The sequence below is a fragment of the Bariatricus massiliensis genome (assembly GCF_900086725.1).
Taxonomy (GTDB): Bacteria; Bacillota; Clostridia; order Lachnospirales; family Lachnospiraceae; genus Allocoprococcus; species Allocoprococcus massiliensis.
Window position 1 is genome coordinate 593,417 of the sequence record NZ_LT574838.1, and the last position, 22,642, is coordinate 616,058.

The 22,642-nt window shown below is 44.3% G+C and carries 20 protein-coding genes and 1 riboswitch; of the genes, 1 reads left to right on the top strand and 19 read right to left on the bottom strand.

What is annotated here, in order from left to right; translation table 11 throughout:
• The first annotated feature begins 93 nt into the window (after nucleotides 1–93).
• Nucleotides 94–957, top strand: coding sequence for an AraC family transcriptional regulator (locus tag BN6465_RS14360; protein ID WP_082891722.1), 864 nt, complete (start codon nucleotides 94–96; stop codon nucleotides 955–957).
• A 60-nt stretch (nucleotides 958–1,017) separates the two neighbouring features.
• Here the strand turns inward: BN6465_RS14360 and BN6465_RS14365 are convergent, their stop codons facing one another.
• The 19 genes from BN6465_RS14365 to BN6465_RS14450 all read right to left on the bottom strand — a co-directional run bounded on the left by BN6465_RS14365 (nucleotide 1,018) and on the right by BN6465_RS14450 (nucleotide 22,637).
• Nucleotides 1,018–2,409: a glycine--tRNA ligase gene (locus BN6465_RS14365; protein WP_066736492.1), complete on the bottom strand. Its 1,392-nt coding sequence runs from the start codon at nucleotides 2,407–2,409 to the stop codon at nucleotides 1,018–1,020.
• Nucleotides 2,410–2,487: 78 nt separating this feature from the next.
• A complete protein-coding gene (gene recO / locus BN6465_RS14370; RefSeq protein ID WP_227183354.1) occupies nucleotides 2,488–3,249 on the bottom strand; it encodes a DNA repair protein RecO in 762 nt (253 codons plus the stop codon).
• Nucleotides 3,185–3,364, bottom strand: a complete 180-nt coding sequence (locus tag BN6465_RS21035) for a hypothetical protein (protein ID WP_074017800.1) — start codon at nucleotides 3,362–3,364, stop codon at nucleotides 3,185–3,187. Before BN6465_RS21035 ends, recO begins: the two co-directional genes overlap by 65 nt.
• 128 nt (nucleotides 3,365–3,492) lie before the next feature.
• The gene (gene era, locus BN6465_RS14375; RefSeq protein WP_066736493.1) at nucleotides 3,493–4,389 is read right to left on the bottom strand and encodes a GTPase Era; all 897 of its coding nucleotides are present in this window, start codon (nucleotides 4,387–4,389) and stop codon (nucleotides 3,493–3,495) included.
• Between the two features lie 35 nt (nucleotides 4,390–4,424).
• Complete coding sequence (locus BN6465_RS14380; RefSeq protein WP_066736495.1) at nucleotides 4,425–7,349, bottom strand: insulinase family protein; 2,925 nt, start codon at nucleotides 7,347–7,349, stop codon at nucleotides 4,425–4,427.
• Between the two features lie 179 nt (nucleotides 7,350–7,528).
• Entirely contained in the window at nucleotides 7,529–9,133 is a 1,605-nt protein-coding gene (locus BN6465_RS14385; RefSeq protein ID WP_408605615.1) for a Na+/H+ antiporter NhaC family protein, read from the bottom strand.
• 135 nt (nucleotides 9,134–9,268) lie between these two features.
• A riboswitch (Lysine riboswitch) is annotated at nucleotides 9,269–9,437 on the bottom strand.
• A gap of 142 nt (nucleotides 9,438–9,579) precedes the next feature.
• The gene (locus BN6465_RS14390; RefSeq protein WP_066736497.1) at nucleotides 9,580–10,608 is read right to left on the bottom strand and encodes a LacI family DNA-binding transcriptional regulator; all 1,029 of its coding nucleotides are present in this window, start codon (nucleotides 10,606–10,608) and stop codon (nucleotides 9,580–9,582) included.
• 43 nt (nucleotides 10,609–10,651) lie between these two features.
• Nucleotides 10,652–12,256 (bottom strand): glycoside hydrolase family 43 protein, encoded by a 1,605-nt coding sequence (locus BN6465_RS14395; RefSeq protein WP_066736498.1) that lies wholly within the window; start codon nucleotides 12,254–12,256, stop codon nucleotides 10,652–10,654.
• Between the two features lie 16 nt (nucleotides 12,257–12,272).
• Nucleotides 12,273–14,579, bottom strand: coding sequence for a hypothetical protein (locus tag BN6465_RS14400; RefSeq protein ID WP_066736501.1), 2,307 nt, complete (start codon nucleotides 14,577–14,579; stop codon nucleotides 12,273–12,275).
• Nucleotides 14,580–14,582: 3 nt separating this feature from the next.
• Entirely contained in the window at nucleotides 14,583–15,575 is a 993-nt protein-coding gene (locus tag BN6465_RS14405) for an ABC transporter permease (protein ID WP_199882846.1), read from the bottom strand.
• Nucleotides 15,565–17,169, bottom strand: coding sequence for a sugar ABC transporter ATP-binding protein (locus tag BN6465_RS14410; protein WP_227183352.1), 1,605 nt, complete (start codon nucleotides 17,167–17,169; stop codon nucleotides 15,565–15,567). The genes BN6465_RS14405 and BN6465_RS14410 overlap by 11 nt, the downstream gene beginning before the upstream one ends.
• Nucleotides 17,142–18,134, bottom strand: a complete 993-nt coding sequence (locus BN6465_RS14415) for a sugar ABC transporter substrate-binding protein (protein ID WP_066736504.1) — start codon at nucleotides 18,132–18,134, stop codon at nucleotides 17,142–17,144. The genes BN6465_RS14410 and BN6465_RS14415 overlap by 28 nt, the downstream gene beginning before the upstream one ends.
• Nucleotides 18,135–18,457: 323 nt before the next feature.
• Complete coding sequence (locus BN6465_RS14420; protein WP_227183350.1) at nucleotides 18,458–19,225, bottom strand: EFR1 family ferrodoxin; 768 nt, start codon at nucleotides 19,223–19,225, stop codon at nucleotides 18,458–18,460.
• 22 nt (nucleotides 19,226–19,247) lie between these two features.
• Nucleotides 19,248–19,784 (bottom strand): GNAT family N-acetyltransferase, encoded by a 537-nt coding sequence (locus tag BN6465_RS14425; RefSeq protein ID WP_066738700.1) that lies wholly within the window; start codon nucleotides 19,782–19,784, stop codon nucleotides 19,248–19,250.
• Entirely contained in the window at nucleotides 19,774–20,322 is a 549-nt protein-coding gene (locus BN6465_RS14430) for a DNA topology modulation protein (RefSeq protein ID WP_066736506.1), read from the bottom strand. The genes BN6465_RS14425 and BN6465_RS14430 overlap by 11 nt, the downstream gene beginning before the upstream one ends.
• A 9-nt stretch (nucleotides 20,323–20,331) precedes the next feature.
• Nucleotides 20,332–20,904, bottom strand: a complete 573-nt coding sequence (locus tag BN6465_RS14435) for a TetR/AcrR family transcriptional regulator (protein ID WP_066736507.1) — start codon at nucleotides 20,902–20,904, stop codon at nucleotides 20,332–20,334.
• A gap of 82 nt (nucleotides 20,905–20,986) precedes the next feature.
• Nucleotides 20,987–21,835, bottom strand: a complete 849-nt coding sequence (locus tag BN6465_RS14440; protein ID WP_066736509.1) for a DUF362 domain-containing protein — start codon at nucleotides 21,833–21,835, stop codon at nucleotides 20,987–20,989.
• Nucleotides 21,836–21,880: 45 nt separating this feature from the next.
• Entirely contained in the window at nucleotides 21,881–22,135 is a 255-nt protein-coding gene (locus tag BN6465_RS14445; protein ID WP_066736511.1) for a barstar family protein, read from the bottom strand.
• Nucleotide 22,136: 1 nt separating this feature from the next.
• On the bottom strand, nucleotides 22,137–22,637 hold the full coding sequence (locus BN6465_RS14450; protein WP_066736513.1) for a ribonuclease domain-containing protein: 501 nt from the start codon (nucleotides 22,635–22,637) through the stop codon (nucleotides 22,137–22,139).
• Between the last annotated feature and the right edge of the window lie 5 nt (nucleotides 22,638–22,642).

The window sequence follows — 22,642 nt, forward strand, 5'->3', positions numbered from 1 at the left end:
AATTCTTCCCAGCCACTTCAACCTATTTGTTGTGATAAAAGTTATATATATTGTCTTTGTTTTTAAAAAATGTTAAAATGCATGAGTAAACATATGGCAGACAGAAAGGGAGAAACTATGGCAAACAGTCACTATTACCTTCAAGGAGTTACAGATTGGCAGCCCTCCGGAAAACTTCTATATATTTCCTCCACGTCCTATGGCAGGGATTGGCTCAGTATTATGCATTCACACAGCTTTGCGGAGCTGTTTTATGTGTTGGACGGCGAAGGTTATTTCTGTACGGAATCCAGCAAAATCCCCCTCAGGAAAAACTCACTCATAATCATCAACCCCAATACACGCCATACAGAAAAATCATCCTCCGCAAATCCGCTTAAGTACGTGGTACTTGGAATCGATGACGCACGTTTCGCTTCATCCTCCCAAAATATAGAGACCTACTACAGTTATGATTTTCACTCACACCAAAATAGTATTCTGCCTATTTTTGAGGAAATGCTCCGCGAAATTCGCAACAACAATATCCATCATGAGGAAATCTGCAGGCACTATTTTTCCATTTTGATGCTTCGGATTCATCGCATAACCGGAGATGATTTTGTATTGTCACCCCCGGTCAACATTCCGCCGGAATGCGAAAATCTGAAAGAATATATGAATACTCATTACAGGGAAACGATTACCCTCGATACGCTGGCAGAGGTATCTCACTTAAATAAGTATTATCTCTCCCATATATTCTCCCGTACCTTCGGAATCTCCCCCATCAATTATCTGCTGGAGAGGAGAATTCTTCACAGCAAGGAATTGTTGAAAAACTTTGATTACACGGTGACGCAAATCGCCCATCAGAGTGGTTTTTCATCGGCAAACTATTTTACACAATCATTTAAAAAATATACCGGACTCACGCCCAAGGCTTACCGCAATAAATATAGGAATCCTCTTCCTTGAGCCAAAACAGAAGAAAAGCGCATGAGGCACCGCCCCATGCGCTTTACTTTTTTTATATTCTTACCATTCAAACTTCTTTTCAAAATATGCTTTGAGATCTTCGATTTTCACTCTCTCCTGCTCCATAGAATCGCGGTCACGTACTGTCACTGCGCCGTCTTCTTCGGAATCGAAATCATAGGTTACGCAGAACGGTGTACCAATCTCGTCCTGACGGCGGTATCTCTTACCGATGTTGCCTCTGTCGTCAAACTCGCAATTGTAATATTTGCACAGCTCTGTGTAGACCTTCTCCGCGCCTTCGTTCAGCTTCTTAGAAAGCGGAAGCACACCAATCTTGATTGGCGCCAGCGCCGGGTGGAAACGAAGAACTGTACGCATATCTCCGCCCTCCAGCTCCTCCTCATCGTAAGCGCCGCAAAGGAACGCGAGAACCATACGGTCGGCTCCCAGTGAAGGCTCGATAACATACGGAATATATTTTTCCTTAGACTCGTCGTCAAAATATGTCATATCCTGTCCTGACGTGTTCTGGTGCTGCGTTAAGTCGTAATCGGTCCTGTCCGCGATTCCCCACAGTTCTCCCCAGCCGAACGGGAATAAGAATTCTACGTCTGTTGTAGCCTTGCTGTAGAAAGAGAGCTCTTCTTTGTCATGGTCTCTGTAACGTACTTCTTCTTTCTTAAGTCCCAGTGTATAGAGCCAGTTCAGGCAATAGCTCTTCCAGTAATCGAACCACTCAAGGTCAGTGTCCGGCTTACAGAAGAACTCTAATTCCATCTGCTCAAACTCACGGGTACGGAAAGTAAAGTTACCCGGTGTAATCTCGTTACGGAAGGACTTACCAATCTGACAGATACCGAAAGGAAGTTTCTTTCTTGAAGTACGCTGTACATTCTTAAAGTTTACAAAGATACCTTGTGCTGTCTCAGGACGCAGGTAAACTACGTTCTTCGCGTCCTCCGTAACACCCTGAAATGTCTTGAACATCAGGTTGAACTCACGAATATCTGTGAAATTATGTTTGCCGCAGGTCGGACAAGGAATCGCATTTTCATTCACAAATGCTTCCATCTGTTCGTGAGACCAGCCGTCCAAGCTGTCCGGAAGCTCTATGCCATGTTCTTTTCCAAAATCCTCGATTAATTTATCTGCACGGAAACGCTCGTGACATTCCTTACAGTCCATAAGCGGATCGCTGAATCCACCCAGATGTCCTGAAGCAACCCATGTCTGCGGATTCATCAAAATCGCACAGTCTACACCTACATTGTACGGATTCTCCTGTACGAACTTTTTCCACCAAGCTTTTTTTACATTATTTTTCAATTCCACACCAAGATTACCGTAATCCCATGTGTTGGCAAGCCCACCGTAGATTTCAGACCCAGGATATACAAAACCTCTTGATTTCGCCAGAGCTACAATTTTGTCCATTGTCTTTTCTACCATAATACCCATCCTCCTCTTGTTAATGTACCTTATTATACATATAGATACCATATTTTTCAAGCACTAACTGCGAAATTTTTAACAATCTACTGATAATGCTGTTAATTGTTTCAAAACTTCCAGCGATTTGAATCTTTTATCTATATAAACATCCGTGTAGCGCTCCATTATCTTCGCAAATTCCTTCAGGACTTCCTCGCTCAAAGTAAAGGTATACAGCTTCTCCACCGGAGAAGACACCACGTACTGCATCGCGTAGAGTGTAGATGTGTTCAGTATCATCCCATCCGCCACATCACCGCCGCATTCTCCGCACACAAGCCCCCCTTTTTTCACGCTGAATACGCAGGGACGCTCTCTATTCCCACACACCACGCATTGAAATACCTGAGGCCCTTCCCCGTTGATGCTGACCGCCTTGAGCTCAAATATGTAACGGATCAGCCGCAGCGGAATCCTTCTCTTTGTCAGCGCCCGCATGGTCTGATACAGCAGCTTAAGCATCGCGCTCTCGTCGTTGGCTTCTCTGGTATAGTAAGCCGCGAATTCCAGAAAATAGAAGGCATAATACGCCGCCTCCACATCATTTCTAAGCTCTGCAAAATAATTGGATATCTCCACTGACTGTATCGTGTTGGCACTCCGCCCTTCATACAGCATGAATGTGCCGAAGGAACAGGGGGCGCAGACGCCAGAGAGCGGACTCTGCGGGCGCCTTGCCCCCTTTGCAAAGGCAGATATTTTACCTTGTTCTCGTGTCAATAATACAATTCGTTTATCGTACTCCCCGATAGGTGATGCCGACAGCACCATGCCTGTTACTGCAATTACCTGATTCACTGTTCTTATCCTCGTACTTATCCATCACTTTCCGGCAGGTTTCCACACCTTTATAATAAAGATAGTCGTCCACACTGCCGGTGTGCATAAACTGCTCCCAATAAGTCTGCTCCATCTCGGTCACCCCAATCTTTTTTCATCACCTTTTATAAGGTCTTTGTATACTGATTAGAGTCTCCCAAGACGGGAACACTATACTGCATAATTTCTGCCAGCGAAAGTTTACCGGAAAGCCTTGACATGCTAATTTTCGTCCTGATAACCAAAATTTTTAATCAGATAATCGCTGTCGCGCCAGTCCTTTTTCACCTTCACCCACAGTTGAAGATTGACTTTTGTATCCAGCAGGCGCTCAATCTCATAGCGGGCCGTACTGCCGATTTTCTTCAGCATTGCCCCCTGCTTTCCTATAATAATCCCCTTGTGGGAATCCCGTTCACAGACAATTGTGGCGTCGATATCCATGATATTTTTACGCTGTTTCATCTTATCAATGTAGACTGCAATCCCATGAGGAATCTCTTCATTCAGGCAGTGCAGCGCCTTCTCCCGGATAAGCTCCGCCACAATCTGGCGCTCCGGCTGGTCCGTAATCGTATCCTCGTCATAGAACTGGGGGCCATAGGGAAGGTATTTCATGATGACCTTCAAAAGCTCCTTAGTGTTATCCCCGGTTCTGGCAGATACGGGGACGATGTCTGAAAAGTCATGAACCTCACTGTATTTTTTAATGCACGGAAGAAGCTCCTCTTTTTTCACAGTGTCCGACTTGTTGATGACCAGAACTACCGGCGTATTCACCCTCTTTAGCTGCTCTGCGATATGCTGTTCACCGGCTCCGATAAAGGTCGTAGGCTCTACCAGCCAAAGCACCACGTCTACCTCATTGAGCGTCCGCTCCGCCACGTTCACCATATATTCTCCCAGTTTATTTTTTGCCTTATGAATCCCCGGCGTATCCACAAACACAATCTGCCCCTCCTCGGTGGTGAGCACCGTCTGAATACGGTTCCTTGTAGTCTGCGGTTTATTGGACGTGATTGCAATCTTCTGTCCGATCAAATAGTTCATTAATGTAGATTTCCCCACATTCGGCCGGCCAATCAACGTCACAAATCCTGATTTAAAATCTGCCTTCATCTTTTCTCCTCTATCATGCTGAATTTTTCTTTCGTTTAAAACAAATCTTTCACCTCGGTGAACAGTTCTTTTTCGTCTTCGATTACCGCTTCATTTCCAATCACACATATCTGCCGGTTGGCGAGCACGGCCTCCGCCACCTTATAAAGGGCACGGATATCTTCCTGCTGTGCGGTCAGTATCTCCATCCGCTCCTGCTCAATCATCTCCCGGCTCACATGATTCATATACAGGTTCAAAGAACGCTCTCCCTTGGCCGCCGGTGTCATAGGCTGGTCAATGCCGCTGATAGTTCCAATAATATATTTGGTCATATCCCGCTCGCTGACGGTGAAATTCTTCAAATACTCCGTCACACCGTCATAGGTCTCCAATGTCTTTCTTAGGTTCGGGTCACGGTAAGAGACAAAATATCCTTCTCCAATCCGGTTAAAGCTGCTCATGCAGCCGTAGGCTCCGCCCTTTACCCTGATATTCATCCAAAGATATTCATAGCTCATAATTACCTTGAGTATCTGAAGCGCCCCGGTATATTTGGCGCCGCCGTCAATGAAGTTTCCTGCCTCCGCGACGAACTGAACCTTGGATGATGTCTTAAATCCTTCGTTCTTCTGCACACAGTGAATCACGCACGCCGTCTCTGGCTCTCTTTGGCTGTACAGCGCTTCTTGAAGTCCTGCTATTTCCTTCTCCAAGCCTTCAAGGCCTTCCTTCGCTGCTGTGTAGCTGAGCATCATATTTCCTCTGCGGAATAAAAGCTCTGTCAAATACTTAAGATTCTTAATCAGCGCTCCCTTTTCCTCGTCAAAATGCTCCTCCATGCGGCTTATATTTTCATAGAACTCTATGCCATTTGTCATATCCTTAAATTTGGACAGAGGTGATTTATAGGACATGGCACGTACCGTTGAGACGGAATGTCCCGCCGATAAAAAGCGCATCTGAAGCCTTGTTTTCACCATAGACAGAATCTCTTTCAGCCGCTTTTCATCGTCCAGCTTCGAGCAAGTCAAGATTTCCTGCACCATACGGATTGCGATAGGCAGCTTCTCATATAACGCCTTTGTTTTCACCTCAAAAGTAGCCTTAAAAGCTTTTTCCTGCACTTTGGTGACATCCGGGTACATCTCAAGTGATGTGCCGATACCTCCGGTATGGACATTGATTTCATTGAACAGTTCCCCGTACTCATAGTGTTCGGTGTCAATGATCCCCAGTACCGCCTGCAGTACTCCCACATAGGGAAGCAGCTCTTCCGGCACGTCGGACAAGTCAAAGAGAAAATCAAGATAACCGATTCCGTTTGTCTCGATCTCATGATAAATGACCGGCACACCTGACAAAGCCATCTCTTCATTATAAATTGGCGCGATGTCTCTGGAAATGTCCTCTCTCGTGAGCATTGGTATCTTCTCCAAGTCTTCCTGCGGGCTTGGTTCATCTTGATATCCCTTCAGCAGGGCAGTCTTCTCTATGAGCTGCTGAACCTCTGCGTCACTCAAACTTTCTTTGTATTTCTGCAGTTTTTGCCGCAGCTGGGCATCCATTCTTGCTGTCCTGCCCTTATCCGGCACCACGGTAATCACAGAGCCGTGGCTGTTATCCAGAAGATAGCTCTGAATCAGCCCTTCAAAATATCCGGTACTTACCTGCTCTTTGAGGAATTCAAAAGTATGCAGCGCTTCTACATGAATAAATGGCTTTGTCTCATCATAGAGCCAGCTGTCATATATCTGAAGGCCATACATGAGTCCCTTCGGATATCCGCCGAAATCCGCTTCCCGGAATCGGAATTCATGGTAATTAATTCCTGCCTCCAGCGCCTTTTTATCTATCCCATTCTCAACGATATTCTGTAATGTTCCTTCAATCACTTTGATAAAGTCTTGTTTCTGAACCGCATTCGCATTTTTCGCAATGATAGAGAAAATAGGCTGGTAGATTCCATTGTCATAGGAACCGCTCACATCCTTGCCGATTCCAGCATCGACCAGCGCCTTTTTTAGCGGCGCTCCCGGTGCAGACAAGAGGGCATAGTCAAGAATCTGAAATGCCAGATAAAGCTTTTCATCCAGACTTGTACCTACTACCTTATTGTACGCCAGATAAGTATTGTCCTCCTCCGATTCACTGCTGGCAATAGAATATTCCATGGTAATGTCACGCATCTCATCAAAAGGCGCCTGCAGCTGTATCTCTGAATCCACCTCCTGCGCATCATAAGCAGAGAGATAAGCCCGGTCAAGCCACTCCAGCTTCTCTGTCATATCCATATCCCCGTACAAGTAAATATAACTATTGGACGGATGATAATACTTTCTATGGAAATTCAAATATTGCTCATAAGTCAAGTCCGGTATGAATTCCGGGTCTCCACCGGATTCGTTAGCATAAGTGGTATCCGGAAACAAGGAGTTCAATATGGCCCTGTCCAGCACGCCGTCCGGAGACGAAAAGGCTCCTTTCATTTCATTATATACCACTCCATTATACGTCAGTTCTGCATCCTTATCTTCCAGCTCATAGCTCCAGCCTTCCTGACGAAAGATTTCCTCATGCTTATAAATATTGGGATGCAGCACCGCATCCATATACACGTCCATTAGATTTTGGAAATCCTTTTCATTGCAGCTCGCCACCGGATATACGGTCTTGTCCGGATAGGTCATGGCGTTCAAAAACGTGTTCAAAGACCCCTTCACTAACTCCACAAAAGGATCCTTAGCCGGAAATTTCTCAGAGCCACACAGCACAGTATGCTCCATAATATGCGGAACTCCGGTACTGTCCGTCGTCGGTGTACGGAAAGCAATATCAAACACCTTGTTGTCATCGTCGTTGGAAATTAAAAGAATCCGCGCACCGCTCTTTTTATGCTCTAGGAGCGCTCCCTCGGATTTCAAATCGTTCAATGTCTTCTGTTCTATCACTTCGTATGCCGTCAGCTTACTAAAATCCATATACTATATCCTCCATAATGAATTTTCTGCCTCATGGCAGAATAATTGTCCATATAGATATCATTTTACACAGTTCTGCCTTTCTATACAAGGGTTTTAAAAATAAAATAAATCTGAACAGTAACAAAGAGGCTGTATTCTTACAGCCCCTTTGTTCAAAGTTCCCTATGTTATTTTCATTATGCTGCTGCTTTTTGACCCCTCATCTTAATTACCAGCAATGTTCCAATCATCAACACGATTCCAATCGGAAGTGATATCCATGCGGATTTCACAAATCCTGCGATTATGTATGTAACGAAGGACACTACCGCAGCCGTAATCGCATACGGAAGCTGTGTATTCACATGGTTAATGTGGTTGCACTGGGCCCCCGCCGAAGCCATGATCGTCGTATCAGATATCGGTGAGCAGTGGTCTCCACACACAGCGCCTGCCATACAGGCAGAGATTGCGATGATCATCATAGTTCCGTCTTTTCCGGAAAATGCGTCTACTACGATTGGAATTAATATTCCGAATGTCCCCCATGATGTTCCGGTTGCGAACGCCAAGAAACATGCTACTAAGAAGATAATCGCCGGAAGCAGATTCATCAAGCCCTTCGCGCTGGAATCCACCAATGCCGCCACGTATTCCTTCGCTCCAAGGCTGTCTGTCATGGCCTTCAACGTCCATGCAAATGTCAATATCAAAATCGCCGGTACCATGGCCTTGAATCCTTCCGGAACGCATGACATACATTCGTTGAACTTCAGTACTCTGCGAACCATGTAGAGAATTATAGTAATCACCAGTCCGAAAAAGCTTCCCAGTACCAGCCCTACTGAAGCGTCACTGTTGGAAAATGCCTCTATGAATCCGGCGCCCTCGAAAAATCCACCCGTATAGATCATGCCGATTACACAACAGATAATAAGGGAGATGATCGGAATAACTAAGTCAATAACCTTTCCTTTGCCTTGTTCTGCCCCCTCTTGTTCCGCCGCTGCATATGGCCTGTCAGGCGTTGTATAAATGTCGCCTTTCTCTGCATTTATCTCATGTGTTCTCATGGAGCCGTATTCCATTTTCATCAGCACCATGGCTACCATCATGACAATCGTAAGGAGCGCATAGAAGTTATATGGAATCGCGCGTACAAAAATGGAAAGTCCGTCTTCCCCTTCCACGAATCCAGTTACGGCCGCCGCCCAAGAAGAAATCGGAGCTATAATACATACCGGCGCGGCTGTAGCGTCAATTAAGTAGGCAAGTTTTGCCCGTGAAATATTATGCTTGTCTGTTACAGGGCGCATTACGCTTCCTACCGTAAGACAATTGAAATAATCGTCGATAAATATCAACACACCCAGTACAATCGTAGCCAGCTGTGCCCCAACACGGCTTTTAATATGTTCCGATGCCCAGCGTCCAAAAGCGGCGCTTCCCCCGGCCTTATTCATGAGGCAGACCATAATGCCAAGAATAACAAGGAACACGAGTATCCCCACATTGTAAGCATCTGACAGCACACCTATGATTCCATCTTGAAAAATGTGGGTGATAGTCCCCTCAAATCCAAATCCTGAGTAGAAAAGTCCCCCCACCAGAATTCCGATGAATAAAGAGCTGTACACCTCCTTAGTTATCAGTGCAAGAATTATGGCTACGAGGGGCGGAACTAAAGCCCAAAAAGTAGCATACATAGCCGGTTCAGGCGCCTCCTCCGCAGCAAACACAGTAAGTGGACAGCAGGCAGCCGCCACCAGCAGGACCGTGATAAGTCCCATAAACCTTCTCATCTTTCTCTTCATAAACATTCCTCTCTTCCTTTGTTCACATAACAGAAACTAATTTGCTGTTAAAATAAAGAATGCCATGGTCGCGTTCACGCAAAACGCACCCATGGCATAGTTCTTCCGACATCCGGACTACTCTGCACCGATAGCGCTCCACAACAACCGTGACAGTCCGGTGCATCTTATGCACCGTCCCAGAAATTGCCTTTGGGATGACAATCTCTTCGGCGGTATCCCCTTTCTCATATGACAGCCTCCCAGCCTGTCGTCATATGGTACTGATGAACCCCGCGCCTCTATCTTAATTCTTTAGTTATATATTATATATATTTATCATCTTTATAAATAAATGTCAACGTATTTATTTATAAAGATGCCAAATCCATTGTTTTACGCTACTTAATCTACTGTTTTTCACGTTGTACTGCCAATGCGGATAGCACATATTATCACAGATTCTGCTTAATGTAAATCTGTAAGCTTGTATAGATTTTATCCTTCTGTGGCATACTCCCCAAAACCAGATAATCATAAAGCATCTGAATCGGCAGCGTTCCCTGCACATCAGGCTGCTGACCGATCGTCGCCGTTATAATCCCTTTTTTCAGCAGCTGCCTTTGCTTTTGCAGCAAGTCATTTGTAATAATCTTTAAATCCTTATTTGCCGCCCGCGCCATCACTTTTTCAAAAATACTGCAGTCTCCCGGATTAATCACATACAGAGCCTTCATCTCCGGGTGTTTTTCCACCAATTCTAAAATAGCATCACAATTATTTTCCTGAAAAATGTAGTCCGCATCTTCGTTGATGATTGTGATATCCGGATTCTCCTTTTTTATCTCCTTCCGAAAGCCCATCAAACGCTCGTAAGAACTGGGGGACTTTTCGTCCAAAACTGTAGCAATGCCGATCGGGCCCTTATTATTGATACTTAAGGCGGTCAGCCCTGCCGCCACCCTGCCTGATTCTTTGTAATCACATCCCACATAGCTCAGTCTGCTGCCTTCGTCATTATCAACATTATAAAAAACTGCCGGTATCCCGCTTTTCTCTATCCGTTTAAGAAATTCACTGAAAACCGGCAGATGCAGAGGCGCCAGAATAAGACCATCCAGATGATCCTTTTCCACCTGCTCCAGTACTCCTGCAAGGTATTGCTCATCCAGCTGTTTAGCTTTATAGAATTTCACGCTGATTCCGAGATTGTCCATCTCTAATGCCTTTTGTTTGGCCGCACTATAGACATCACGGAAAAACAAGGCAACCGGCGTATCAAATACAAGAAAACCAATTTTTATTTTCTTTTTTTTAGCCGCCAGCATTTTCCCGGGAACACTCGGTTTATATCCCAGTCTTTCTGCAATTTCCCTCACCCTTTTCTCCGTATCCGGATTAACACCCTGACGGTAATTGATGACCCGGTCTACCGTTCCCCTTGATACTCCTGCTTCTTCCGCTATCTGTCTAATAGTAACCATCTGATAACACCTCTGCAAATTTAGATTTTCCATATCTTACCATTTACTCTTTTCCCATTCTATCACGACCACAATATTCAAAACAACTAAATTCTGCGGTTTTTCTCTGTCCGGAAACGTCCTGACAACACAACACGATGAATGTCCCGGTAAATCGTAAACCCGTCGTATCTTCTTCATAATAATCGTCCGACAAATGTGTCACATCCACGGCTTTTCCTATTTGTCTAAAAATCTTTTTATCAGCAGACCACGCAAATACCGCAGTTGAATTTTCTACATTTATTCTTAATGCTATTTCTTTTTGCGGAGAAACCGGTACGGATTCCGCCCTCTGTCGGATGACGCCCTGATCACACTCCAGAAGACCCACACATTTACCTTTCGTTTCATTCCAGGTGACATTTAGATAAATGTAATTCGATGTATCATAATATAATGCAATACCCGCCATCTGCTGGAAATTTTCAGGTTCAAAGTCCAAAACAACATCAGAGGAAAAGTAAAAATCCTCCCTTCTTCTTCCCACAAGACTTTGACAATATAACGATTCCAAAGACTGCCGTCCGGTTAAAAGCAATGACTTTTTTTCATGATTAAGTGACATCCACGAGACATCTGCCGGCTCTCTCAAAGTCTGAAATTCATCGGCAAGCTTTCCGTCGAATGCTCCTCTTTTCGCTGGCGGAGTCGGATTCCAGTCCTTTAAATAAGGAGCCGGCACTTCTGTCTGGGGAGAACGCCCTCCAGCCCACAATTTCAACCACCCATCATCCGTTTTAACAAGCTTCTGTATTGCAGTCTCCCTGCCGAGCATACACCGCTTCTGATTGTCCTTTGGACGCGCACACAAATGTGCCATATACCATTCACCATTCTGTGTTTCAACCAAACTGCCATGACCACTTTTTTGCAGCTCCAAGTCTTCCTGTCCAGCAGATGTTAAAATGGGATTATCCGGGCATATCTCATAAGGCCCCCAAATATCTTTCGTCCTCGCTTCCGTAACAGCATGTTCATAGAACGTACCTCCCTCTGCGCATATCAGATAATAATAACCGTCTATTTTGTACAGATGGGGACCCTCAGTAATCCCAAGTCTGGAACCGCCAAAAATCCTTTTAGGCGCTCCGACAAGTCGTTCTTGAACTGTATCATACTCCTGAAGTACAATTCCCAAGAACTGTTTACCCTTATCCCGGTGATTAAACAACTGGTTCACCAAATACTTTTTTCCATCTGTATCGTGGAACATAGACGGGTCGAACCCGCTGCTATTCAAATACACTGGCGCAGACCATGGACCGCTTATATCCTGTGCCGTCGTCAAATAATTATCCACATCTTTATAATAGTTCCTGAAATTCCTCACTATGGAATAAACCAGATAAAAGAGACCGTTGTCGTAAGTGAGGCACGGCGCCCATACTCCGCCCGAGTCCGGGATTCCCGTCATATCAAGCAATATCTTATTGTCCAAAGGCCTTCCGAGAAATTCCCACTGCACTAAATCTTTGCTGTGATAAATCTGAACACCGGGAAACCATTGGAAGGTAGATGTTGCTATATAATAGTCATCACCAACACGCAGTATGGAAGGGTCGGGGTTAAATCCGCGTAATACAGGATTGTGAATCACTTTTTTCATTCGTAATCTCTCCTGTTCATTTTATAGTTTGTTTCACGATTTCGTCAAAATCAAATGTATGGTATCTGTCCATAATAAAATCCAGATTATACAGGGCCTGCCCATTCACCAAACCATTACATGTGTCATTGTCATCCCCTTTATTTTTAGCGGAAGCGCCCGAAAAATCTGTATATTCTGTGTCAGCCAGCCATAAAGAAGTCATATACCCTTCACACTGAACTCCCGGCATGGCATATCCATACATATTCTGCGGCATTGACAAGCCATGGTGCATTCCCCGTGTCACGATTCTTGCGAGGACAGCAAGCTTTTCATCCTTACAGTATTCTGCCACTTTCAGAAGGTCGGGTACAAATTCGGCAAATTCATCATCCACATAACTGCAGGCCGGTATCACATCACAGCCCGCCCATCCTGTTGTTTTAAATCCATGTTTTCCCAGTACCGTAGAGGAGTCAAAAGGAATATCCCACATATATGTCCACGTAGCCAGTACTCTCGCCGCGTCCCGCGCACCTGCTATCAACTCTGGCGCTTTAGTCACCTCATACACAGACAGCATGGTCCTCATTGCAAACATAACACCTACCGCATCTATTTTCACAGATTTAATATGCGAAGTATCGTTTAAACCACCAATATACGTAATATCTTTCACATAACTCTGCCGCACAAATTCTGCTGCACGCTCTGCCGCTTTCAGATACTTCTTGTCTTTGGTATAGTTGTAGACCGGTACCAGCAGTTCCGCCGGAAAAATAGCTCCCGAGCCCCACTCTTTTTCACTTGCACCAAACCATTCCTCCGGCTCCAGCAGCGCTTTTCCATCCATAGTATACGCCCGGTTCCAGGAGCCATTGTCATTCTGTATCTCCAGCATTTTATCGCAGAATGTTATCACCGCATCCAGCCATGTATTATGTTCCGTTCCTTCCTCCTTCTCTGACAGGTAACACAGAAACAAATAGTACATAGTATCTATCATCGTCCTGCAGTAGTTGCCTTCTACCTTTTTCAATTTTTCAGCAATAGGCATAAGACTGCTTACTAATTGATTCCCAAGATAACCTTCCAGAGTTTTCCTGTCATCCGAATATTGGAAAGGATACAAAATCCCGGTCCACCAATAAACAAATTTTTCTTTATCAATGTTATACATCGCATTTGGAAGGCCCGACTCGTCTATACAGCAGTTGACAAAGAAATCCATTGTTTTCACGGCGCGCACTTTGTACTCATTATTGCGATAATCTTTCGCGGCTGACAGCATCGTATACGCTAGCAGTGACTGCTGCCCGCAAAAGCCATATTCCAGAATATTTTGACTGCCATATGTTTTTCTTGGTGAAAAATGGATAAAGAATCCTGAAGGATGTCCTTTTTTATCCGGAAATTCACGAAAACTATTAAATATGAGTTCCCTGCGGTATTTTCTTGCCTCTTCCAGCGTAAATGGCAATTTTACCTCCGGATCTAATATACGGTCCATCTGCAGACTCGCCATTCTCCATGCCGCTTCTGTTAAGTCTTCTGCATTGCCTGCGCACAGTAGATAAGACATACTGAATTCACTGCCCGCGCTCACTTTTTTATAAGCCGCCCATTCAGAACCATCTACATTCAGGCAAAAAGATGCCCGCTCATAAAAGGGATAATCACATCTGAATACAAATTCCTTCCTGTGATACTGGGAGATTCCCATTCCCAACGAGCCGATATCTGTATCGTGCACAAAATGCCTTTGTTTCATCTGCTCTCTTGTAACAGTGACATCCTTTTGCGGTAAATCTGCACGGATAAGAGACACATAGCTTTTACTTCCGGGACAGTATTCCAATATAGACAGCAACGGATTCCTGTCATCTTTATAATCCTGACAAAATGTTCCTAAATAATCATCGCAGCCATCTTTATCTGTATCATTCTTGTTATAAAACGAACCCGGTATTATAAATTGATAATCATCAAAGCTGTCTGATTGTCCGTCTCTCCCCCGCCATTCTGTCGTCAGCCGGACTGCCGTATCCTTCTCTGCCGTTACACATTTAACCTGTCTGTCTAATTGTACCGTATCCTGACAGACCGTATATGTATCCATTATTTTTAACCTGCATCCCATTATGTCGGCAATACATTCCGCCTCATAATTATCGTTATCCCTTCTCACGGAATCGTAACGGAATATTTTCTTCCTTCCATTAAGTAAGGTTATTTCTATCGGTGCTTCACTGAAGATATGTATGTAATTCTTTTCATCGGAAAGTGTAACCGATATTGTGTATTTTTCCATCTTTTGAGGAAATTCTATATCTGCCCTCATGCCCTATCCCTCCTGTTTTTTGATTTTCAGCCTTTTTGATTTTTTTAATGTATCTAAATATACTGCAACCAAAATGACAAGTCCTTTTGCCACCATCTGCCAGTATGAAGATACCTGCATCATATTCAGCCCGTTATTCATAAATCCTATGACCAGTGCGCCCAGCATAACACCGCCCGCACTCCCAATACCGCCGCTGAAGCTTACGCCTCCCAGTACTGCCGCCGCAATCGCATCCCCTTCATATCCTTCTCCTGCCCCCGGCTGTGCAGAATATACTCTGGCCGCCAAAATAATCCCGGCCAGTGCAGCGTAAACTCCCGGTATGATATAAGAGCCAAGAACAATCCTTCTCACATGGATTCCCGAATAAATTGCTGCACTTTTATTTCCTCCGATTGCGTACATTCCCCTGCCAAATTTAGTATGGCCCAATAATATTATCGTAAAAGCCAGTATCATAACTGTTATCACAACTAAAAACGGAACCGGGCCTACCGATATTGTTCCAATGGAGCAGAACACTTCATCATAACTGCTTATGGCTTTCCCTCCTGTCATCAGAAACGCAATGCCGCGGAAACACTGTTGTGTCGCCAGTGTAATTATAAATGCCGGAATTTCTGTAAAGGCGGCTATCACCCCATTTAAAAATCCACACAAAGCTCCAGCAAGCAATGCCAAAATGATTGCCGGAATAGCAGGGACACCATTATTGATAATCTGTACACACAGACACCCTGTCAATGCCATTACACTTCCTACAGACAAATCTATTCCGCCGACAATCAATGCCATAGCCATTCCAAATGCCAAAATACCGTTGATACTGATTTGCCTTAATACTGACATAATATTTTTGCCGGTCATAAAAGAGTCTGTACCGACAGCCAGTATAAGAAACATAATAAGAAGTGCAATCAGTATCATTAGATTTTTTTTAATAAATTTATAAACAAAATTATTTTTAATATAACTGTTTTTATTAACTGACATCAGCATAACCCCCTGTAGCATAATGCATCACCATTTCCTGACTGACTGTTTCCTTTTGCAAATCGAAAATCTTGGTCAGCCGTCCCTCACACATCACACCCAATCTTGTACTTAAGTTTATGACTTCCGAAAGCTCCGATGAAATCAGGATAATCGCGACACCTGACGCTGCGATTTCATTCATAAGATGATATATCTCCATTTTAGCTCCCACGTCAATTCCGCGCGTAGGCTCATCCAAAATCAAAATTTTAGGCTGGGTGGCCAGCCATTTTGAAAAAATGACTTTCTGCTGGTTTCCCCCGCTTAATTCCACAGCTAACTGCTCCTGACCTGCCATTTTAATCGACAGCTTATCAATAAAATCATCCACGATTGACTGTTCTTTTTTCTTGTCCTGATGTATGAACTTAATAAATCTGTCCATAATGGCAATGGTCATATTAAATGCAATCGTATTTTCCAAAAACAGTCCATTCCGTTTTCGGTCCTCCGGCACAAGCGCCATCCCGTTTCTTATAGCGTCCCTCGGACTCTTCCCGACATACTTTTTACCCTGATAACTTATTTCACCTGATTGAATCTCATCAATTCCAAATATAGCATTGGCAAGTTCTGTTCTTCCTGCACCTACCAGCCCTGCCAATCCAAGTATTTCGCCCTTGTGAAGCGTCAAATCAACATGGTGGATTTTTTCATTACTGACATCCGACAACCTCAGTATTTCTTGGCCAACCTTTTCTATATGTGGGGGATAATACTCCGAAATCTCCCTGCCTACCATGTTTTTAATTATTTCGCTGTAGGTTACTCCTTTGATATCTTCTGTCTTAATATGCTGTCCGTCCCGCATGATCGTAACGCTGTCCGCTATTTCAAAAATTTCATCCATCCTGTGTGAAATATATATAATGGCAACACCCTGATTTTTCAATCTTCTAATCTGCCTGAAAAGTAAATTTACTTCTTTTTCCGTGAGTGAAGATGTTGGCTCGTCCATGATAATGACTCTTGCCCTCTTAGATAATGCGCGGGCAATTTCAACCATCTGCTGCTGGGAAATACTAAGCTCTCTTACCAGCGTGTCCGGAGAAACTTGTTCCATGTCCAACTGCGCCAGTAAATCTTTGGTTTTTTTCCTCATCTCAGAAAAATCAACCGTCTGAAGCAACGTTTTGGGTTCACTTCCCATAAATATATTTTCACTTATTGGCAAATCCTGCACCAACACAATCTCCTGATGTATCATAACAATACCTTGTCTGGCCGCTTCCGGAATGGAATAATTTTTAATATCTACGCCGTCCATCATAATGCTTCCGGAATCTTTTTCATATATACCGCATAATATTTTCATCAAAGTCGATTTCCCCGCGCCATTTTCACCTACCAGAGCCCGTATTTCGCCTTGTTTTACAACAAAATCCACATCATGCAGCACCCGTACTCCGGAAAAGCTTTTATTAATTTTCTGCATTTTTAAGATATTGGATTCTCTCATCTTGTCTCCTGTCCTGCTCTTATTACAGTTGTGGGATATCCTTTCGGATTTCCCACAGCTTCCACCTAGTTCATTCCCCAGTATTCCTTCCATTTATCTAAGTTCTCTTTTGTACATAAAGAAAACTGCAGCTTGGGATCTTCTTTACACTTTCCCGTCTCCAAAATCTGTTTTGCAGCTTCCGAAGTCTCTTCCGCCAGTTCCAAAATAGGTCCTACTGCTATCACGTCAACCGCTCCGTTTTCCATGTTTCTTAAATCTGCAGGCTGTCCGTCCACGTCACATACGAGAATACTCTCCTCCAAACCGGCTGTTCTGAGCGCTGCCGCAATTCCTGTTGCTGCGTTTGTGTTACTGCCATAAATTGCATCTATCTGACTGAATTGCTGAAGCCAGTCTTCCGTTTTTTTCATCGCTTCATCTTCTGTACAAATCCCGTCAAATGATTCTAGCACTTTTATCCCTTCATATTGAGCCAGAGCATCCTTAAAACCGTTGCTGCGCTCCCTGCAGACATACGCCACATCATATGTAATCACGCAAACACTGCCTTCATAATTCATTTGTTTTGCAACTTCTTCTCCAACAATCCAGCCACCTTTGTAATTATCAAGTGTAAAAACTCCTGTTGGCAAATCGGCTACCGTTTCATCAAGAACCTGACTCACACTTATGGTGGGAATCCCTGCATCACGGCATTTTTCATATGCTGATTTCACGCCCACAGAATCACATGCTTCTATTACAATCAAAGACGCATCTTGACTGATAAAATCTTCTATCTGACTGGTTTGAAGAGCCTGATCGAAATTCGCGTCACTTATTTGTACCGTATATCCTTCCGCCTCCATGTTTTCTGCAATGATATCACACATTCTTCCAATGGCTTCGTTCGTGTACATAGAGGTAGTGATTCCAATAAACCCTTTGCTTCCCTTCGTTTCAGTTTTTTCTGTTTTAGCATCGACGTTAGATTTTTCACTTTTACATCCGGCAAAACACGCTATCAGTAATGCCACACAACAAATTATACTTATACATTTTGACCTCTTTTTCATAGTTTCTCCTTTCATTCATCTACAAAGCTTTTCATGTTACAAAATCAATATTGTCTCTCCGTCCTCCTCTCTTTGTGCTCGAGCACGAACCCCCGATAAAAAAATAGTGCTCGAGCACATACTTTGTTTACATTTAAAATACCACTATTATTTATGTTTGTCAATCCTTATTATTTTCTGGCGTCAAATGCATACTCATGCTATTTTAAACGCCGTGTAGAAAGTTGTCATTAAAATTTGTTTTCATTCCAAACTGTCTAATCAACTTCCTACACTTCTAAGATATTGTTCGTAGATTTTATCATCCCTATTTATTAAAAATCCTATATAAGCTCATTATTCTTTCTTGTACTGCAGACCTTCTTTAATTTATGAGATGCCAAGGCAATCATAAGGGAGCTGCACTTGCGTGCATGGACCGGACAGACCTGAATACAGCGCATGCAGGATATACACTTCTCCTTCTCTGTCACATTCGGACTGTCCACAGGTATGGCCCCTACAGGGCATCTCCTTGCGCATACACCACAGCTCACACATTTACCGGATGCTTTCGGTTTCATGGGCACACCTGTGTAGTCCCTGTAAGGCCTATTTCCGGGAACCTCTATGCTCTGTGGGCTTTCCGCCCCTTCAAGCCTTCTTTGAATCTGCCCCGAGATTTGTCTCAGCTCTGCCTCGTCTGTCTGATCCGGCCTTCCTGCACCGTAACGGTGGGCAATCGAGTGTTCCGTGACTGCCGCCACCGCAGCTATACATACAAACCCCGCAGCTTCCACCGTATCCTTTAATTCCAAAAAAGCATCATCATAGGCCCTGTTTCCGTAGGACACTACAAGTACCGCCGGCGTGCCGTCTCCTTTCATCTGTGCAAGATGTGTCAGCGCCACATTGGGCACCCTTCCGCCGAAGGAAGGGACTCCGATAATACACAGCTCGTCCGGAGTGAACTGGTATCTGCTATAGTCTGCCCCAAACACAGATAAATCAATATCCTCACTTTTTGGCCATGCACTCCCCACTAAATCTACTGCTTTTTCCGTCCCTCCTGTGGGACTAAAATACATAGTATATACTTTTTTTATCGTCAATCTACTCAGTACCTCCCTGCATCTATTCACATTCAAACAAATATTCTCTGCACTGAAACTCTTTCTTCCCGTCCCGGCTGAGATAACTTCCATCTCTCCAATAAACAAATCCAGCCTTTTCCATAACCCTGCCTGACGCAGGATTATCCTTTGCATGGCAACAATATAATTTCTTTATTCCGAGATTTTGAACACTATATTTTACAATACACCGGGCTGCCTCCGTTGCCAGTCCCATCCCCCAATATTTTCTCATAATATTGTATCCCAGTTCAAACAACTCATACTCCTCGGTGAAACATAGCCCGCCAGAGCCAACCAGCTCTCCCGTCTCTTTCAGAACAACCCCCCAATCATATACAAGGCCTTCTTCAATCGCCAACTGCTCCGCCTCAATCCAAGTCCTCGTCTCCCCTGAATTCTGATGCACATCCCATCGCATGAATTTGGCCACCTCCGGATCCCCGGTCCAATTAGTGAAAATCTCCTCTGCGTCCTGCACGGTAAGCGGCCTCATGATTAAACGCTCCGTCTCTAAGACTGGTAACTTACTCTTCATTCCTTTTCCCTCCATCCTTATGTCTCCTTTCTTCTTTCAGCCTTCCCAACAAATAGTCCAGCTGCTTTTGATTGTGAACCACAAATACTTTCTCCCCATACCTCTTTACGATATCACGGAAGTGTCCCTTAACCGCCCGGCTTCTCTGATGGATGAGTATCCACTTGAAAAATTCCCAATCAAACTTTTCCTCGCATCCCTCTGCCCTGCTCTCCCTCTCCTTCCCTCGAAAACGGAGATAACGTCTGCCAGCCCGGCAGAGACACGCAAGTCTGGGAAAATCCAAAAATACAATATAATCGGACTGCTGCAAACGCTCTTTTTGTGCAAAAGCAGTGTAATTCCCTTCTATGACCCAATCCTCTTTCTCCATAAAATCCCGGGCAATCCGAAGCGCCTCCTGCCGTTCCCGCTCCTCCCATCCCTCCACAAATTGGACGGTGTCCAAGAATAATACAGGAATCTGGTAAAGTTCTCCAAGCTTAGCCGCCAAGGTAGATTTCCCACTGCCACTGTATCCTATAATACTGATTTTCATATACTCTCCTTATTCATTCCCTGCCAGAATATCCCATATACTGGTTACTATATGGCGGCTGACCGATGCATCCATAGGCATAACAGCGCTCCACATTCTTACTCCCTGATATGAATAAAGTATTAAATCCGTCACCTGTTCTTCATCTACCTCCTTAAACTCTCCCCGGTCAATACCATAGCGGATAAACTGCATCCACTTCTCTTTTCCTTTTCTGTTCAATTCCACAAAAAATTCATTGCTGACTGCCTGAGAATATTCAAACATGGCAAGGCTAAGTGTCCTGTCCCTTTCCTGCATCTCATTTTGGCGCTCCTCCAAAAGATATTTCAAGATTACCCTCGCGTCCAGACCGTCCGCCATCCCTTTTTCAAATTCATTTCCCGCATCAGCCGACATTTCTAAAAAGATAGCTTCAAATATGGCCGCCGTACTTGGGAAATACCGGTACAGGCCGCCCCGGCTTAACCCGGTTTCCAGACAGACATCTTTCATTGTAACCTCTTTAAATCCCTTTCTTGCAAATAAGCCATAAGATTTCTCTTTGATTAATTCTCTTGTTCTTTCTCCCTTCGCTGCCATAGTACCTCCACATTTCAAAAGCGACATATATGTCTTTTTTATATTTTAAGACACACATGTCGCTTTGTCAAGCACATTTATTTTAAACCTGTCTTTTCTCCGGTATCCTCTCCTCACAGGGTACCTTGGTCTGGCACAATCCGCAGCCATATCTGGGCGCATATATCTCCCGCGTTTTATTCAGCCATTCTCCACAAATATTGTGGTCTTTGCCCTTGTCAAGAGAAATGGCGTCCACCGGGCAGCGCCTTACACATGCGCCACATTTTGTGCAATAATCATAAATTCCTTTATATGGCCTCTCATCAGGTTCCAGAGCCGCATCAATGATAATGCTGCCGAACCGTCCTGCCATGCCCTTTCGGGTGATGATTCCCTTGGAAAGTCCGAATGTTCCCAGACCGCACACATAAGCCGCATGCCGCTCAGACCAGTTACTTCCGAAAATATGCTCATCCAAGTCAGGATAAGCAGCCATGCCTTTACCGGACATCACCTTCTGAAAGCGGTCATCCGCTGCCGGAACACAGTTCTTCACTCCCTGTGCTGTAAACCACAGAGAAAGCTCTTTCATATAGGCAGCTATATATTCCTGCCCTTCAATCCTTCCGTGAAGCCATGCCGGAGCCGGGCCGTCACAGGATTTGCGGTTATCTTTCCTGACCTTTTCTGTAAATGGGAAGAACAAGGAAATGACCGTTACGGCCTCTGGCAGCCATTGGCAAGGTGTCATGTGCCACGGGCCAATCACTCCTTCTTCCTTATATCTTACAAACAATGTATCATCCGCCGCGCCAAATCCCACTATCGGTTCCTCAAACATCTGCAATCCCGCCATTTCCGGGCAAACGGCAGTCTCCGCGGCGATTATATTGCCTTCGCAGTCTCCAAATATAGTGTGAAGTTCCCTTTTGATTGTCTCTTTATCCATTTCCACTTATCTCCTGTCTTTTATATGACAACTATAAAATTTCTGCTACTCAAGTTCAACATGCAGTTCCTCATTCTCCTCCTGTGCGTCCAGCATGACATCCAGCACTCTGGTGAAATACGCCCCCGCCTCTTCACTGTTCCTTATGGTCAATGTGGCGCTGCATTCATCGGTCAGACAGTCATAAAGCGCATCCAGATTAAATCCATAGCATTCTGGTAACTTTAACATTTCTTTTAAGTATTTATGTGTTGCTTCTGCTTCTTCCATCATCAATGCATCCAAGATAATCTTTTCCATATTACTCCTCTCCATATAGAAGTTCAAACGTCTTATAATGGTCTCCGGTATAATACACTAAACCATCATTTGAGTAAATGATTCTTTCAGCGCCCCGGTAACTTCCATCTGAATTGATGTCACATTCATAATACTTTCTCCCCTCTTTTTCCGGGAGTGCTCCTTCATAATTGCCGAACTTGTCTCCGCCGATACTTTTACCCGGCGCAGCTTCCGCTAAATTTCCCTCACGGCTTACCCAGCCCAGCTTTTTCGCCTCATTCTTCGTGATAAAGTTGGCGGGCAGGTGTCCGTATCTGTGCAAATATTCCGCCACTTCTTCTTTCGAAGTATATTCTCCATTTTCTTCTATCTTTCCTGACGGGCTGCTTTGCTCCGTCTGGTTTTCCTGTCTGGACGCGTTGACGCTGTCCCCCGTTTCCAGCGCTTCCCCCGCACATCCCGTAATCAGGCAGACCGCCATGATAAATGTAAGAATCAGATATTTTAATTTTGTCTTCATAATAT